Raw genomic sequence first — 13,330 nt, 5'->3', positions numbered from 1 at the left:
GTCTTTACTCCTCGTCAGGCCGCCCGTCGGCCTCGATTTCATCGTATTGTCCGTCTTCCACGTGCGCCGCCTTGCGGGCACGAAGCATCTCGCGCACCAGTTCGTCGGTCATGACGAGCTTGGCATCGGTAAGCCAGCTGAAGTCGAGCCCTATGGTGCCCTCATCGACGTTTATCAGGATCTCGGTGCCGTCGGTCCCGGCGAGCACGCCGCGGAATCGCTTGCGGCCCTCGATCAGCTCGGAGGTCTCGAGCTTGGCCTCGAAGCCCTCGAAAGCCTCGAAATCCTTGAAGCGGGTCAGGGGGCGGTCGATGCCGGGGCTCGAGACTTCGAGCGTGTAGTTGTCGGTGATCGGGTCCTCGACATCCAGGAGGGCGCTGACGGCGGTCGAGATCTCGGCGCAGTCGTCAACTTCGATGGTGCCATCGGGTCGTTCGGCCATGATCTGCAGAAGGGGGGTCTTGCCCCCCATCAGCCGCAGGCGCACGAGCTCGAACCCCATGCCCTCGATGGCGGGGGTCAGGATCTCGGCCAGGCGTTGATCCATCGGAGATTTGGCTATGAGGTCTGACTCGGACATGGCGTCCTCGGTGTCTGAGAAACAAAAAAACGGGCCAACGGCCCGTTACATCGCTCCGGTGGAGCGCCGGTTTGGACCCCGGCGCGCCGCTGATGAAGCGGATATAGAGGGGCGTCGCCCTTTGTGCAAGAGGGAATGGGGCGTCAGCCTCTCGCTGAGACGCCCGTTCCCTCGTCCGTCGTGCGCGCGGCGTAGTCGGCCGCGGCGCGGATGCCGCCGAGCGGGAAGACGTGGATGCCCGCGAGCTGGCCTTCGGGCAACTCGTCCGCGCGGGAGGCGAGGTCTTCGAGCACTGACGTGGGTTCGAAGGGGCGAATCAGCTGGCTCACGTCCTTGGCGCGCTTCTGGAGCACCGAGAGCGAGGGCCCGACGCCGCAGGCGATGGCGAACTTGATGAGGGTCTGGAGCTTGGCCGGACCGGCGACACCGACGTGCACGGGCAGGTTGATGCCGGCGGCGTCGAGGCGCTTCATCCAGTCGATCACCGGGGCGGCGTCGAAGGCGAACTGCGTGACCATCGCCATGTCGGCGTCGGTACGCTCGGCGAAGTCCTGCTTCCAGCGGGCGGCATCGTCCACCAGCCTGGTGGAGCCGTCGGCGTCGATGTCGGGGTTGCCTTCGGGGTGGCCTGCCACATGCAGACGGCCAAAGCCGTGGGCGTCGAAGAGCCTGGTTTCAAGCAGCTGCATGGAGCTGTCGAAGTCACCTGCCGGGCTCTTGGGGCCGCCCGCGAGCACGAGGGCCTGGTCGGCACCGCCTTCCTCAGCGTAGCGCTTGAGCCAGAGGTCGAGCTCTGCGCGGTCCTTCACGAGCCGCGCGGGCACGTGGGGCATCGGCGCAAAGCCCTCGTCGGTCAGGCGCTTCGTGGTGGCGACCATCTCGTCGATGGGCGTGCCCTCGATATGGGCGATGTAGACGCGCGTGCCCTTGGGCAGCACCTCGCGGAAGTCTTCGATCTTGGAGGCAGTGCGCGGCATCACCTCGATCGAGTAGCCGTCGAGCATTCGGGCGGCGCGGCGGCTGGCGCCAGCCTTGGACTTGCCGAAGTTCAGAATAGCCATGGAATCCTCCTCCCTGAGGTAACTCGGTCAGTTGATCATCGTGTCCGGCAGGAACAGCGAGATCTGCGGGAACGCGACCAGCAGGATCAGCGTCACGACCATCGCGGTCCAGAAGGGCAGCACCCCGCGGAAGATCTCCCCCAGATCGACGTTGGGTGCGACGGATTTTACGATGAAGACGTTAATGCCTACTGGAGGCGAGATGAGGCCCATCTCGAGCGTCAGAACCGCCAGAACGCCGAACCAGATCGGGTCGATCCCGAGATCGAGGATCACCGGGAAGAAGATCGGCAAGGTCAGCACCAGCATGGCGAAGCCTTCGAGGAAGCAGCCCAGCACGAGGTAGATCGCGAGGATCACCAGCAGCGTGCCGGTCACCCCGAGATCCATCGCGTTCAGGAAGTCGCCCACGGCGCTGGGGATGTGGCTGAGCGCCAGGAAGGGGTTCACGAGGTGCGCCGCGATCAGGATGAGCATGACCGTCGCAGTGGTCACGATGCTGTCCTGGCAGGCGTTCCAGAAGGTCTTGAGGTCCAGCCTGCGGGTCACGACGCCGTAGAGGATGGCGATGCCCGCGCCGACGCCAGAGGCCTCGACCGGCGAGAAGAAGCCGGCGTAGATGCCGCCGATCGTCAGCATGATCGTGAGCAGGATCGGCAGGGCGCGGACCATCGCCTGGGTTTTCTCGGCAAAGGTGGTGGAGGGGCCCCCGGGTCCGTACTCGGGGCGGAGCCAGCAGATCAGTGTGATAGTGGTCACGAATGCGGTCAGCAGCAGGATGCCGGGCAGAACGCCGGCGAGGAAGAGCCTACCGATGCTCTGTTCGGTGAGGATCGCGTAAATGACGAAGCCGGTGCTGGGCGGGATCAGGATGCCAAGGGTGCCGCCGGCGGCTACGCAGCCCGTCGACAGGCGCGGATTGTAATTGAAGCGGTCCATCTGGGCTAGGCTGACCTTTCCCATGGTCAGGGCAGAGGCCACCGAGGAGCCCGAGAGCGCCGCGAAACCGCCGCACCCGATGACGGTGGCCGAGGCCAGCCCGCCGCGCACCTGGCCGATGGCGGCATAGGCGGCGTCGTAGAGCTGGCGGCTCATGCCGGTGTGGCTGGCCACGTTGCCCATCAGGATGAACAGCGGGACCACGACAAGCTCGGGGTTCGAGGCGAGGGTGAAGGTCTCGGAGGACAGCAGCGACATGGCCGCATTCCACCCGTTGAGCTGCCAGATGCCGAGGAAGCCCACCAGGAACATGGCGAAGGCGACGGGGATCCGGAGCATCAGCAGGATCAGTAGCGCGACGATGCCGGTGAGGCCGATGGCGCTGGCACTCATGACTGGGTCCATTCCTTGCGTATGTCACGTCCGGAGACGATCAGTTCCAGCGCGCGCAGCATCATGCCGAGGGCGGTGAGCGCGGCGAAGGCACAGAGGGCCCACTGGAACCAGGCCTTTGGCAGGCCGAGAAGATTGGTGGAGAGGTTCAGCATGACGCTGAGCTGGGCGCTGTCCCAGACCGACCACGCGATGAACCCGAAGATCAGTGCGCCCAGAAGGGCGGCGGTGATGTCGATCACGCGGTTCACGGCGGAGGGGAACTTGCGTTCGAGCAGGTCGACGGAGATGTGGCCGCCGTTGCGGTCGCAAAGCGCCATCCCGCCGAAGACGAGGATCACCATGGTCATGGTGATGAGATCCTGGCTGCCGAAGAGGGGGCTTCCGAAGGCGCGGCCGATCACGTCGACCAGGATGATCCCGGTCTCGGCCACGAGCCCCAGCGCGCCGATGGCAGCGGACAGGCTGATGAGCCCGTCCGCCACTTTTCTGATCGTGCCAAGCACTTATTCGCCCCGCATCGCGGCAAGGGCATCCTCGCCGTTTACGTCCGAGACGTAGGCGTCGACCACGTCGGCCACGGCGTCCTCGAAGGCCTGTGCCTCTTCCTCGGACAGGTCGACGAAGGTGTTGTCGCCCGCCTCGCGCGCGGCCTCGATGGCGGCGTCGGAGGTGGCGTACCAGCCTTCCTCGGCGGACTTGGAAAGCGCCATGCCCGCGGCTTCGTCGATGGCGGCCTTGTGCTCGTCGCTCAGCGCGTCGTAGGCGCCCTGGCCCATCACCGTATAGAACGCGAGACGGCCGAGGTTGGCGCCGAGCGTGTAGCTGTTGGCCACCTCGTCGAGGCGGAAGTCTGCCAGCGTGGAGCCGCCGGTGATGACGCCGTCGATGAGGCCGGTCTGCAGCGCGTTGTAGACCTGGTTGATGGGCATCTGCACCGGGGTCGCGCCGAGCGCTTCGGCCACTTTGGCGGCGGTGGAGCCCGCGACGCGGACCTTGAGGCCTTCAAGGTCGGACGGCTGGCGGATGACCGCGTCCTTCATGATGAAGATGTTGGGTTCGGAGGTCCAGAGCGCCAGCGGCTTGGTGGCCGGGAACTCGGACTTGAGGTGATCCTCGTAGGCGGCCCAGAGCGCCTCGTAACCTGGTGTGTCCAGCGGGATCGCGTTGGGCATTTCCACGATCATGGTCTTGCCGAACTGCGAGGAGGTGTAGCCGGGCAAGCCCCAGACCATGTCGGCGGCACCCTGCACCGCGCGGACGTACTGTTCGACCGGGCCGGCCCCGAGTTCGCCGCCGTGGTAGCCGCGAACGGTGAGTTCGCCGTCGGTCGCGGCGCTCAGGTCCTCGTTCAATTGTTCGATGACGCTGGCGTTGATGGTGTGGAACGGCGGCGTGAAACTGGCGAATTTCAGTTCCTCTGCCTGCGCTGCGAAGGCCGCGGTCACGGCAAGAGCGGCACCTGCGACAACTTTCCTGATCTGCATTGTCTTCCTCCCAGTGAGACTAGCATTCCCCCGTTCCCGCAGGGGGCGGAGGGTATTTCCGGCGGCCGCCTGGCCGCCGCCGGGGTTCTTTGTGACGGGCTTTGGGGCCCGATGCCATGTAATTATTCTTATCGTGACACGGCAGTTAAACTTATCGCGACAGGATCACGCCGCCTTGGTGCGCCAGCTGTCGGCGTAGTTCTCGCGTGCTTCGCTGGAGTAGGGCGTGGGCGACACGCGCACGCGGATCTCGGCCTGCTTGTGCGGCTCTGCCGAGGTCTTGGCGGTGTCGTCGGGCTCGCCCCATTTCATCGTCAGGACATCTCCGACCTCGACGCTGGAGTCGACCACGCCGAGGCTGAGCAGGCAGCGCTCGTTCCAGCTGTAGCCGTTGAACATGGACATGCCGACCATCTTGTCGCCGTGCATCACCATGTCCGCGCTGGAGCTTGCGTAGTTCGGCTGCGGGAAGTCGATCCACTTGTAGGGGGTGCCTTCCTCGAAGGCCGAGGAGATGACCTTGAGCACGTCCTCCTTGTTCCACTCGAAGGTGACCTTCTTGCGGTTGGTGGGGGCGTCCTTCATCTTGGTCAGGGCTTCCTTGCCGATGAAGTCGTCCTTCTTCCAGCCGATGTAGAAGCCGTAGCCCAGCTCGAACGGATTGACGTAGTAGTCCTCGATGTTGTCCGAGACGAAGCTGCCGCCGATGGCACCTGCAGCCTCGTACATGTCTGAGCCGAGCCATTCGCGGTATTCCGCGAGCATGCCGTCACCGGTGTAGATGCCGGGCAGCGGCGAGGGGATCCAGCCGGATTCCAGCGTGTTGGTCGAGTAGGCGCGGCTGCCGCAGCGCACGATATCGACGCCCGCGTCCTTGGCGGCTTCGAGGATGGTGTTGAGGATGTAGCTCTTGTCTTCGTAGGGGCCCCAGATCTCGAGCCCGGGCGCGCCGGACATGCCGTGGCGCAGGGCCTGCACCTTCTTGTTGCCGACGTTGATCCAGTCGACGTGGAAGAACTTGATGTCCGGAACCGGGCCGCCGTTCATCTTTTCGAAGATGGCGGGCGCAAGCGGGCCCTGGATCTGGTAGCGGTAATGGGTGCGCAACACGCGTTCGCCCTCGGGGCGCGACGGCGACCGGGGGTCGTACTTGATGCGCACGTTCCAGTTGCCGTAGGCGGCGCAGAACATCAGCCAGTTCGAGGTCGGCGCGCGGCCAACGAGGACGTACTTGTCTTCGCGCTCGCGGAAGATGATGTGGTCGCCGATGACATGGCCGTTGGGCGTGACGGGCACGTAGTGCTTGGCGCGGTTCAGGTCGAAGTTCCCGAAACCGTTGATGCCGTGGTAGGCGAGGAATTCGGTGGCCTGCGGGCCCTCGACGATAAGCTCGTCCATGTGGTGGCTCTGGTCGAAGAGCACGGCGCCATTGCGCCAGGCGGCCTGTTCGTTGCGCCAGTTCTCGAATTCGGGCGTCACGACGGGGTAGACATACATCCCGGCGCGCGAGTTGCGCAGCATTTCGACCGGGTTCTTCCAGTCCTTCATGACGTCGTTAAGGCTAGGCATTCGGATCTCCTCCTTGGTGTCTTTTGACAGGGGTCAGTCTGCGATCAGCGAGAGGCCCGGCACGCGCTCGGCGAGCGCGGGTTCCTTTCGCATCACGTATTCGAGGTTGGCGCGCGCCAAACGGGCGTGTTCGCGGGCCAGCGCCTCGGCGCGGGCGCCTTCACGGGCGCGGATCGCGTCGGCCATAGCGCGGTGCTGCTGCTGCGCGCGCGTCAGGCTTTCGCGGAAATCCGGAATCATCTCCTGCCCCTGCAGGAAGGACGAGGGCGAGGCCGCGGGCAGGCGCCCGGCGCGTTCCAGTTCCTTGGCGAGGATCGTGGAGCCGGCGAGGCGACCGAGCAGGTCATGAAACTCGGCGTTGAATTTCTGGTAGCTGCGGAAGTCGAGCGTGCCGGCAACGGCCGTGTCGAGTTCGGAAAGGACCTCGTCCAGCCGCGTGGCAAGCGCGGGCACCATGCCGCGCTCGGCAGCGAGACGGGCGGCAGTGCCTTCAAGCACGCCGCGAAGCTCTATCGCGTCCTTGATGTCGGAAAGCTTGAACTGGGCGACGCGGCAGCCGCCGGTTTCTACCCGTTCCAGCAAGCCTTCGTCCACGAGGCGGTCCATCGCCTGACGAAGCGGGGTGCGCGACAGGGACAGACGTTCGGCCAGCGCGGTCTCGGGGAGACGCTCGCCGGCACCGAAGGCCGCGCCCAGCACCATCGAGCGCAACTCGATAAGTGCGCGCGCGAACTGTGCATTTCTCTCCTGACGATCCATGCACCCTCCTCCCAGAAGCGCATCACGATTCGACGCTATTCTGTATACAGTTTTCGGTCAAATCCTTTTCGATCACGTCTATGGGGGCGGTTATGGGGGCGGTTTCGGAGCCGAATTACGCTATACTGTATACGGAATGCGCCGAGCGTGTCTCGACTGGCTTCGGGCCACCAGAACTGCGGACACGCGAAAACCGCGCACCGCCCACGGGCAGCGCGCTTCGTCTGATCGACGAACGCAGGTGTCCCGGGGCGGGTGCGACCCGATCAGAGATCCGATGATGTAGGGAAAGAGTTGGTGCCCAGGAGAGGACTCGAACCTCCACGACCGTTAAGTCACTGGTACCTGAAACCAGCGCGTCTACCAATTCCGCCACCTGGGCCGGTGGTGTGAGGCAGCCGTTTAGTGATGGGTCAGGGGAGTGTCAATGACCTTTTTCGCGCTATCTGCCCCTGCACGGAGCGCGCGGCAATCGGGCCTCTTGCCCGGTGGCTCAACGCCTTATAGTCACGGGTGAAACACGCATTCCCGGAGAGACAGCCATGTCCAAACTGGTGACGATCATTGGGGGCTCCGGCTTCATCGGCCGCTACATCACCCGCCGCATGGCCCGTGAGGGCTGGCGCATCCGTGTCGCGGTACGGCGGCCGAACGAGGCGATCTTCGTGCGCCCCTACGGCGTGGTCGGGCAGGTCGAGCCGGTCACCTGCAACATCCGCGACGATGACAGCGTTCGAGCCGTGCTGCACGGGGCCGACGCTGTCGTGAACTGTGTCGGCGTTCTCGTGGAAGCCGGCCGCAATACTTTCGATTCCGTCCAGGCCCAGGGCGCCGAGCGCGTCGCCCGCATCGCCGCCGAGGAAGGGATCGAGCAGCTCGTGCAATTGTCCGCGATCGGTGCCGACGCGGAAAGCGACAGCGAGTACGCCCGCACCAAGGGGCAGGGCGAGGCATCGATCCTAGAGAACTTCCCGAACGCCGTGATCCTGCGGCCCTCCGTCGTCTACGGCGCCGAGGATGAGTTCTTCAATCGTTTTGCCGGAATGACCCGGATGGGACCCGTGCTGCCGGTGGTCGGCGCGAACACGAAGTTCCAGCCTGTCTACGCCGACGATGTGGCGCGTGCTGCAGTCACAGCCGTGCTCGGCCAGGCGAAGCCGGGGATCTACGAGCTTGGCGGGCCAGAGGTGAAGACCTTCCGCGAGCTGATGAAAGACATGCTTCACATCATCCGCAGGCGGCGGGCCGTGGTGAACATCCCCTTCGGCATCGCCGGGCTCATGGGCCGTGCGTTCGATTTGCTTCAGTCGGCGAGCTTTGGCCTGATCACCCCACCGCTGAGCGCCGACCAGGTGCGCAACCTGCGCCATGACAACGTGGTTTCCGGCGACGTGATGACCTTCGAGGATCTCGGGATCGCACCGACCGCGCATGAGGCTGTCCTGCCGGACTATCTCTGGCGGTTCCGTCCTTCCGGGCAATACGACGCGATCAAGGAATCGGCCGAGAACCTTCGGGCGGACTGATCGAATCGAAAGCAGCGCCGAAACCGGCGCTGCGTTTCCCCAAGAGCGGGATCAGACCGACCGGTGTGCCGCGGCCCGGGTCTTCGGAGCATCGCGTAGATCTTCGAACAGCTCAGCGTTCCTGCAGCCCTCGGGCAGATCCCGAATGCTGTCAATGGGACGCTGGAGCCAGCGGGCGCAGCCTTCGGTCCAGGGGCAGCCCCGGCACCGCGTCACGATGGAGGCCCAGTCGTCCTGTGTGAGCCGGCCGGTCGCAAGCGCGGCGGCGAGATCCGTGCCCGTCGCCTTGGCCATCCTCAGCGCCATCCAGTAGTGCTGCCGTTCGGAGCCGAGTGGCGCGTAGGGGTTTTGATAGGCATGGTCGCGGATCATCGTCTCAATCCCGCTGAAGACTACGGAACAGATCGTCGTTGCGACAGAAGGCAGGGGGCTCGGTGGCCGGGCCGGAAAGATCCTCGAGCCATCTCTCGCAGGCGCAGGGTGCGGTGCAGCCCGTGCACTTCAGTACCGCATCTTCCAGCTGCATGAAGCCGAGCCGACCGCGGAGCATCTCTTCTTCGAGATCGATGCCCCGGGCGTTGGCCATCCTGTCCACGAGACCTGCGTGGCGCTTGTAGCGGGTATCCATGAGACCCTCCCTTCCCTGTCAGGTTTCCACCAAGTGGGGGGAGTGTCTCAGAATGACAGACGGCGCGCCTTGACTCAGGTCAACGCAGGGTTGCTGCTCAGCGGCCTCCCATCTCGGCCACGGTGCGGCGAACCACGTCCATGCGCTGACTGTTGGGCGGGTGCGTGCCGAGGAAGCGGTTGCCCGGATCGGGGATGCGGTTGAAGAAGAGCGCGCCGCGGACGGGGTCGTAGCCGGCCCGAGCGGTGATGATCGTGCCGAGCCTGTCGGCTTCGAGCTCGAAGTCCTTGGAGAAGGTCCGCGCGCCCACTTGAGCCCCGAGAGACTCCGCAGTGCGGACCGCATCGGCATTGGCCCCGGTGACCGCAGCGATGCCCGAGAAGATGACCGCTCCGACAGAGGCGCTGTCCTGCATGCGGTTGATGTGCGCGAGGATGTGGTGGGATGCCTCGTGGCCCATGACGAAGGCAAGCTCGTCGGGGTTCTCGACCGAAGAGATCAGCGCAAGGTTGAACGCCAGGATCGGCCGGCCGCGCGAATCCACGGTCTGGAACGCGTTCGCAGGCTGGCCGGGACGGTCGTCGGCAACGATCAGGAAATCGCAGTTGTCCTGGCTTGCTGCGCGGCGGCAGGCGGCTTCCGCGACGGGTTCGACCGTCTGGACCACCTCGACGAACTGCCGGGCGGCCGCTGAGGCGACGGGTTGTTCCTGCGCGGGTCTTTGCGGAGAGGGTGATGGCCCCCGCGGCGTGGCCGTGGAGACGGTCACTGTCCCGCAGGCGGTGAGCATCAGGAATGCGGCGATCAGGAAGCGGTGCATTGGATCTCCGGAGATTGAGATTCGCCATAGGATAGGCATCGAAGGCCTGCACAGGAAGGGGCGCTCTGTCACTTGGCGGTGTGCTGGCATGGCGGTCACACTGTGCGACGCCCAAAGCCCCGATTTCGGATTGCACCCGGCCGGGGGACCGCTACGCTGATCTCATGTTCAGTATCGAGCACGATTTCGACGCGACGGTTGTGACCCTTGTCGACGAGGGCGAAGTCCCCCTTCAGGAGGATGTCATCGTGTCGTCCTTCGAGGAGTGCGTCACCGTCGAGCAATACGACCCGCGGACCGACCAAACGGTGCGCATCACGCTCTCGCAGACGCAGATGAAGGACCTTGCGGCGGCGATCAATCTTCCCGAGGGTGTCTACCGGCGCAAGAAATAGCCTCAGGGTTCGATCCGGAAGACCTTGTCCCGGCCGGTTTCTCCGCGCACGAGCGTCAGCCGCGACTTCGGAATGCCAAGCGCCTTCGCCAGTATCTTGATAACCGCGGCATTGGCTTTGCTATTCTCGGGAACTGCGGTGACATGGATCCTGAGGCCGTCGGGGCCACGGTCGATCGCATCGCGCGAGGCGCGCGGTGTCACGCGGCAGGACAGCGTGGCGCCGGGTTGGGCGAGGTCGGCAAGGCTTCCTTTCATGCTGGGCGGCTAGCATTGCGCCCCAGGGGCGGCAAGGTTGCTTGAAACCGTCGCCCCAAGCGCAGAGATACAGGTCTGGACAAAGAAGGATTGCCCATGCCGCCCCGCAACGATGCCGCCCTCGATTTCCTGCTGATCCGCCGTTCGCGCCCGGCCAAGACGCTCACCGGCCCCGCGCCGGATCGCGAGGCCCTGTTGCCGCTTCTCACGGCAGCTGCGCGCAGCCCCGACCATGGCAAGCTGGAGCCCTGGCGGTTCGTGGTGCTGCAGGGGGATGCGCTGCAGCGTGTCGCCGGTGCGGTCGCCGCGCGGGGCGCGGAGATCGGCAAGGGAGAGTCGGATATCGAGAAGGCCCGTCGGGCCTTTGCGGACAGCCCGCTTTGCGTCGTGGTGGTCGAAAGCCCCAAGGAAAGCGAGAAGATTCCTGCCATCGAGCAGACCTATTCGGCGGGCGCCGTCTGTCTTGCACTGCTCAACGCCGCGCTGGCGGCCGGATGGGGTGCTAACTGGCTGACAGGCTACGGGGCGTTTGACAGGCCGCTGGTAGAGCGCGAACTGGGTCTTTCGCAGGACGAGCAAGTTGCCGGGTTCATCCATATCGGCACCGAGAGTGTGGCGCCTCCGGATCGTCCGCGTCCCGATCTCGAACAGATCGTCACCTGGGTCGAGGCATGATTCCCAAGGCCGTCCTGCGCGCCCTGGGCCAGATCGGCGATCCGAGGTTCCGCAAGGTGCTGCTCCTGGGGCTCGGGCTGACCGTGGCGACCTTCGTCGCGGTCTACCTTGCCTTCGTCTGGCTTGTCGGCTGGTGGGTGGGCGATTCCGTGACGCTGCCCTGGGTCGGCACGGTCACCTGGATCGACAATGCGCTGAGCTGGGGGGCAATCCCGCTCATGCTGCTGCTGTCGGTCTTTCTGATGGTGCCGGTCGCCTCGGCCTTCACCTCGATCTTTCTCGAAGAGGTGGCGGATGCGGTCGAGGAGGTGCACTACCCGGCGCTGCCCAAGGCGCCGTCTATCCCCTTCGCCGAGGCGGTGAGAGATTCCGTGGGTTTCCTCGGGGTCCTGATCGCGGCCAACGCCGTGGCGCTGGTGCTCTACCTTATGTTCGCGCCCTTCGCGCCCTTCATCTTCTGGGGGCTGAACGGCTTTCTGCTGGGGCGGGAATACTACACGCTGGCGGCCATGCGTCGCGTCGGCCGGGACGGCGCCAGGCAGCGGCGACGGCGGCACATGCCGACCATCTGGGTGGCCGGAGTGGTCATGGCGCTGCCGCTATCCGTGCCGATCCTGAACCTTCTGGTGCCGATCCTCGGCGCGGCAACCTTCACGCATCTCTTCCATATGCTCGAGGACCGGCGGGGGCGGGCCTAGTAGGTCGATCCCGGCGGTCCCATACGCTGGAACATCCACGAATCGATGTCGCGCACCGAGATGACGCCCGACAGGATGGTTCCGGCGATCAGCCCCCAGACGACGATGGTCACGCCCGTGGTGATCCAGGCCTTTTTCTTGAGGTTGTGCACCTCGGGACTGGAGGAATGCGTGCCCTCCACCACGGTGCCGACGTCGCCCTGCGTCTTGAGGCGGATCGGGATGATGGTGAGGAAGGCGAGGAACCAGATCATCGCGAAGAGAACGATTGCGGAAGTGATACTCATCAGACCTGCTCCAGTTCGACCAGTGTGCCCTGGAAATCCTTGGGATGTAGGAAGAGGACCGGCTTGCCGTGCGCGCCGATCTTCGGCTCGCCGTCGCCAAGGACCCGCGCGCCCTGGTCCTTGAGGCGGTCACGGGCGGCGAGGATGTCTTCCACCTCGTAGCAGACGTGGTGGATGCCGCCCGAGGGGTTCTTCTCGAGAAAGCCCGCGATGGGGGAGCTTTCGCCCAAGGGGTACAAGAGCTCGATCTTGGTGTTTGGCAGCTCGATGAAGACGACCGTGACGCCGTGGTCGGGTTCATCCTGCGGCGCAGCGACCTTGGCGCCCAGCGTGTCGCGGTACATGGCCGAGGCTGCTTCGAGGTCCGGAACGGCGATGGCGACGTGATTCAGGCGACCGATCATGTGTCTCTCTCCGGGCAAAGTCTGGGCAGGTTATGGTGTCTCCAAGACGCTCTCACAAGTGCGGTGCGGCCATTAACCGCTTGTTAGCGTTGACGGGGCAGTCTTCCCGGGTCTGCTGACGGAGGGGATGATGGACGACGAAACACGACTCGGTTCGATGCCTCGACCGAACAGTCGGCGCCCGCTTCTGGGCCTGACGGTCCTGGTTGTCGAAGACAGCCGCTATGCCTGTGACGCGATGCGTCTGATGTGCCTCCGCTCGGGGGCTCGGATCCGGCGCGCGGATTGCCTTGCCTCGGCCCGGCGCCATCTTCAGGTCTACCGCCCCAGCGTGATCATCGTGGATCTGGGGCTGCCGGATGGGTCGGGCGCGGACCTGATCGCCGAGCTCTGTCGCTCCGTGCCGCGCATCGGCGTGATCCTGGCTACGAGCGGCGACAGCTTTGCCGAAGACGTGGCGCTGGCCGCTGGCGCGGACGGGTTCCTGGCCAAGCCGATGACCTCGCTTCCGGCCTTCCAGGCTGCTGTCATCGAAAAGCTGCCGCCCGAGATGCGCCCGAGCGGGCCGCGCACGATCAGCGCCGAACCGATCTGCCCGGACCCGATCTCCTATCGCGACGACATGGCCCACGCGGCCGAGCTCCTGCGCGACCGGATGGAGCCCGGGGCGATCCGCTACGTAACGCAGTTCCTGGGCGGGGTGGCGCGCAGTGCGGGCGATCATGTCCTCGAGGATGCCGCCGCGGACCTTGCCAGCGTCCATGAGGAAGGCACACCACATGCCGCCGCCATGGCGCGGCTTTCCACGTTGGTTCAGGATCGGGTGTCCGACCGGATCGCGATCTGAACGAA

General features: G+C 65.2%; 18 protein-coding genes and 1 tRNA gene. 5 read left to right on the top strand and 14 right to left on the bottom strand.

Translation table 11 applies throughout. From position 1 onward, the window contains the following. Positions 1-4: 4 nt before the first annotated feature. The 8 genes from rimP to C8N44_RS04715 all read right to left on the bottom strand — a co-directional run bounded on the left by rimP (position 5) and on the right by C8N44_RS04715 (position 7,170). Complete coding sequence (gene rimP / locus C8N44_RS04750) at positions 5-580, bottom strand: ribosome maturation factor RimP (protein ID WP_107975022.1); 576 nt, start codon at positions 578-580, stop codon at positions 5-7. Between the two features lie 143 nt (positions 581-723). After that, positions 724-1,641: a methylenetetrahydrofolate reductase gene (locus C8N44_RS04745; RefSeq protein WP_107975021.1), complete on the bottom strand. Its 918-nt coding sequence runs from the start codon at positions 1,639-1,641 to the stop codon at positions 724-726. Between the two features lie 27 nt (positions 1,642-1,668). Next, on the bottom strand, positions 1,669-2,973 hold the full coding sequence (locus tag C8N44_RS04740) for a TRAP transporter large permease (RefSeq protein ID WP_107975020.1): 1,305 nt from the start codon (positions 2,971-2,973) through the stop codon (positions 1,669-1,671). Then, complete coding sequence (locus C8N44_RS04735; protein WP_244640987.1) at positions 2,970-3,458, bottom strand: TRAP transporter small permease; 489 nt, start codon at positions 3,456-3,458, stop codon at positions 2,970-2,972. The genes C8N44_RS04740 and C8N44_RS04735 overlap by 4 nt, the downstream gene beginning before the upstream one ends. Positions 3,459-3,479: 21 nt before the next feature. Then, on the bottom strand, positions 3,480-4,460 hold the full coding sequence (locus tag C8N44_RS04730) for a TRAP transporter substrate-binding protein (protein ID WP_107975018.1): 981 nt from the start codon (positions 4,458-4,460) through the stop codon (positions 3,480-3,482). Between the two features lie 165 nt (positions 4,461-4,625). After that, the gene (gene ligM, locus C8N44_RS04725; protein ID WP_188758630.1) at positions 4,626-6,029 is read right to left on the bottom strand and encodes a vanillate/3-O-methylgallate O-demethylase; all 1,404 of its coding nucleotides are present in this window, start codon (positions 6,027-6,029) and stop codon (positions 4,626-4,628) included. A gap of 33 nt (positions 6,030-6,062) precedes the next feature. Next, positions 6,063-6,788, bottom strand: coding sequence for a GntR family transcriptional regulator (locus C8N44_RS04720; protein ID WP_107975016.1), 726 nt, complete (start codon positions 6,786-6,788; stop codon positions 6,063-6,065). Positions 6,789-7,083: 295 nt separating this feature from the next. Then, positions 7,084-7,170 (bottom strand) — tRNA-Leu (locus C8N44_RS04715). Between the two features lie 160 nt (positions 7,171-7,330). Between C8N44_RS04715 and C8N44_RS04710 the strand changes: the two genes are divergently transcribed. Continuing rightward, positions 7,331-8,314: a complex I NDUFA9 subunit family protein gene (locus C8N44_RS04710; RefSeq protein ID WP_107975015.1), complete on the top strand. Its 984-nt coding sequence runs from the start codon at positions 7,331-7,333 to the stop codon at positions 8,312-8,314. A 51-nt stretch (positions 8,315-8,365) separates the two neighbouring features. On the opposite strand, the gene C8N44_RS04705 is transcribed toward C8N44_RS04710, so the two are convergent. From C8N44_RS04705 to C8N44_RS04695, 3 genes are all read right to left on the bottom strand, one after another. Then, positions 8,366-8,686 carry a DUF6455 family protein gene (locus tag C8N44_RS04705; RefSeq protein ID WP_188758628.1) on the bottom strand — a complete coding sequence of 107 codons (321 nt, stop codon included), beginning with the start codon at positions 8,684-8,686 and terminating at the stop codon, positions 8,366-8,368. Positions 8,687-8,690: 4 nt separating this feature from the next. Further along, positions 8,691-8,942, bottom strand: a complete 252-nt coding sequence (locus C8N44_RS04700) for a DUF6455 family protein (protein WP_107975014.1) — start codon at positions 8,940-8,942, stop codon at positions 8,691-8,693. Between the two features lie 97 nt (positions 8,943-9,039). After that, positions 9,040-9,762, bottom strand: coding sequence for a M48 family metallopeptidase (locus tag C8N44_RS04695; RefSeq protein ID WP_107975013.1), 723 nt, complete (start codon positions 9,760-9,762; stop codon positions 9,040-9,042). 164 nt (positions 9,763-9,926) lie between these two features. Between C8N44_RS04695 and C8N44_RS04690 the strand changes: the two genes are divergently transcribed. After that, positions 9,927-10,157 carry a hypothetical protein gene (locus tag C8N44_RS04690; protein WP_107975012.1) on the top strand — a complete coding sequence of 77 codons (231 nt, stop codon included), beginning with the start codon at positions 9,927-9,929 and terminating at the stop codon, positions 10,155-10,157. Positions 10,158-10,159: 2 nt separating this feature from the next. Here C8N44_RS04690 and C8N44_RS04685 read toward each other — a convergent pair whose 3' ends face one another. After that, entirely contained in the window at positions 10,160-10,414 is a 255-nt protein-coding gene (locus C8N44_RS04685) for a DUF167 domain-containing protein (RefSeq protein ID WP_107975011.1), read from the bottom strand. A gap of 96 nt (positions 10,415-10,510) precedes the next feature. On the opposite strand from C8N44_RS04685, the gene C8N44_RS04680 reads away from it, so the two are divergent. Further along, on the top strand, positions 10,511-11,089 hold the full coding sequence (locus tag C8N44_RS04680) for a nitroreductase family protein (RefSeq protein WP_107975010.1): 579 nt from the start codon (positions 10,511-10,513) through the stop codon (positions 11,087-11,089). Further along, on the top strand, positions 11,086-11,787 hold the full coding sequence (locus tag C8N44_RS04675; protein ID WP_107975009.1) for an EI24 domain-containing protein: 702 nt from the start codon (positions 11,086-11,088) through the stop codon (positions 11,785-11,787). Before C8N44_RS04680 ends, C8N44_RS04675 begins: the two co-directional genes overlap by 4 nt. Here the strand turns inward: C8N44_RS04675 and C8N44_RS04670 are convergent. Continuing rightward, positions 11,784-12,074, bottom strand: a complete 291-nt coding sequence (locus C8N44_RS04670; RefSeq protein WP_107975008.1) for a DUF1467 family protein — start codon at positions 12,072-12,074, stop codon at positions 11,784-11,786. The genes C8N44_RS04675 and C8N44_RS04670 overlap by 4 nt on opposite strands. Beyond that, positions 12,074-12,478 (bottom strand): methylmalonyl-CoA epimerase, encoded by a 405-nt coding sequence (gene mce, locus C8N44_RS04665; protein ID WP_107975007.1) that lies wholly within the window; start codon positions 12,476-12,478, stop codon positions 12,074-12,076. The genes C8N44_RS04670 and mce overlap by 1 nt, the downstream gene beginning before the upstream one ends. Before the next feature lie 130 nt (positions 12,479-12,608). Here mce and C8N44_RS04660 point away from each other — a divergent pair, with 130 nt between their 5' ends. Then, positions 12,609-13,325 (top strand): response regulator transcription factor, encoded by a 717-nt coding sequence (locus C8N44_RS04660; RefSeq protein ID WP_188758626.1) that lies wholly within the window; start codon positions 12,609-12,611, stop codon positions 13,323-13,325. Positions 13,326-13,330 lie beyond the last annotated feature (5 nt).

The organism is Allosediminivita pacifica, assembly GCF_003054175.1.
Taxonomy (GTDB): domain Bacteria; phylum Pseudomonadota; class Alphaproteobacteria; order Rhodobacterales; family Rhodobacteraceae; genus Allosediminivita; species Allosediminivita pacifica.
This window is presented reverse-complemented; position numbering and strand designations above follow the sequence as displayed.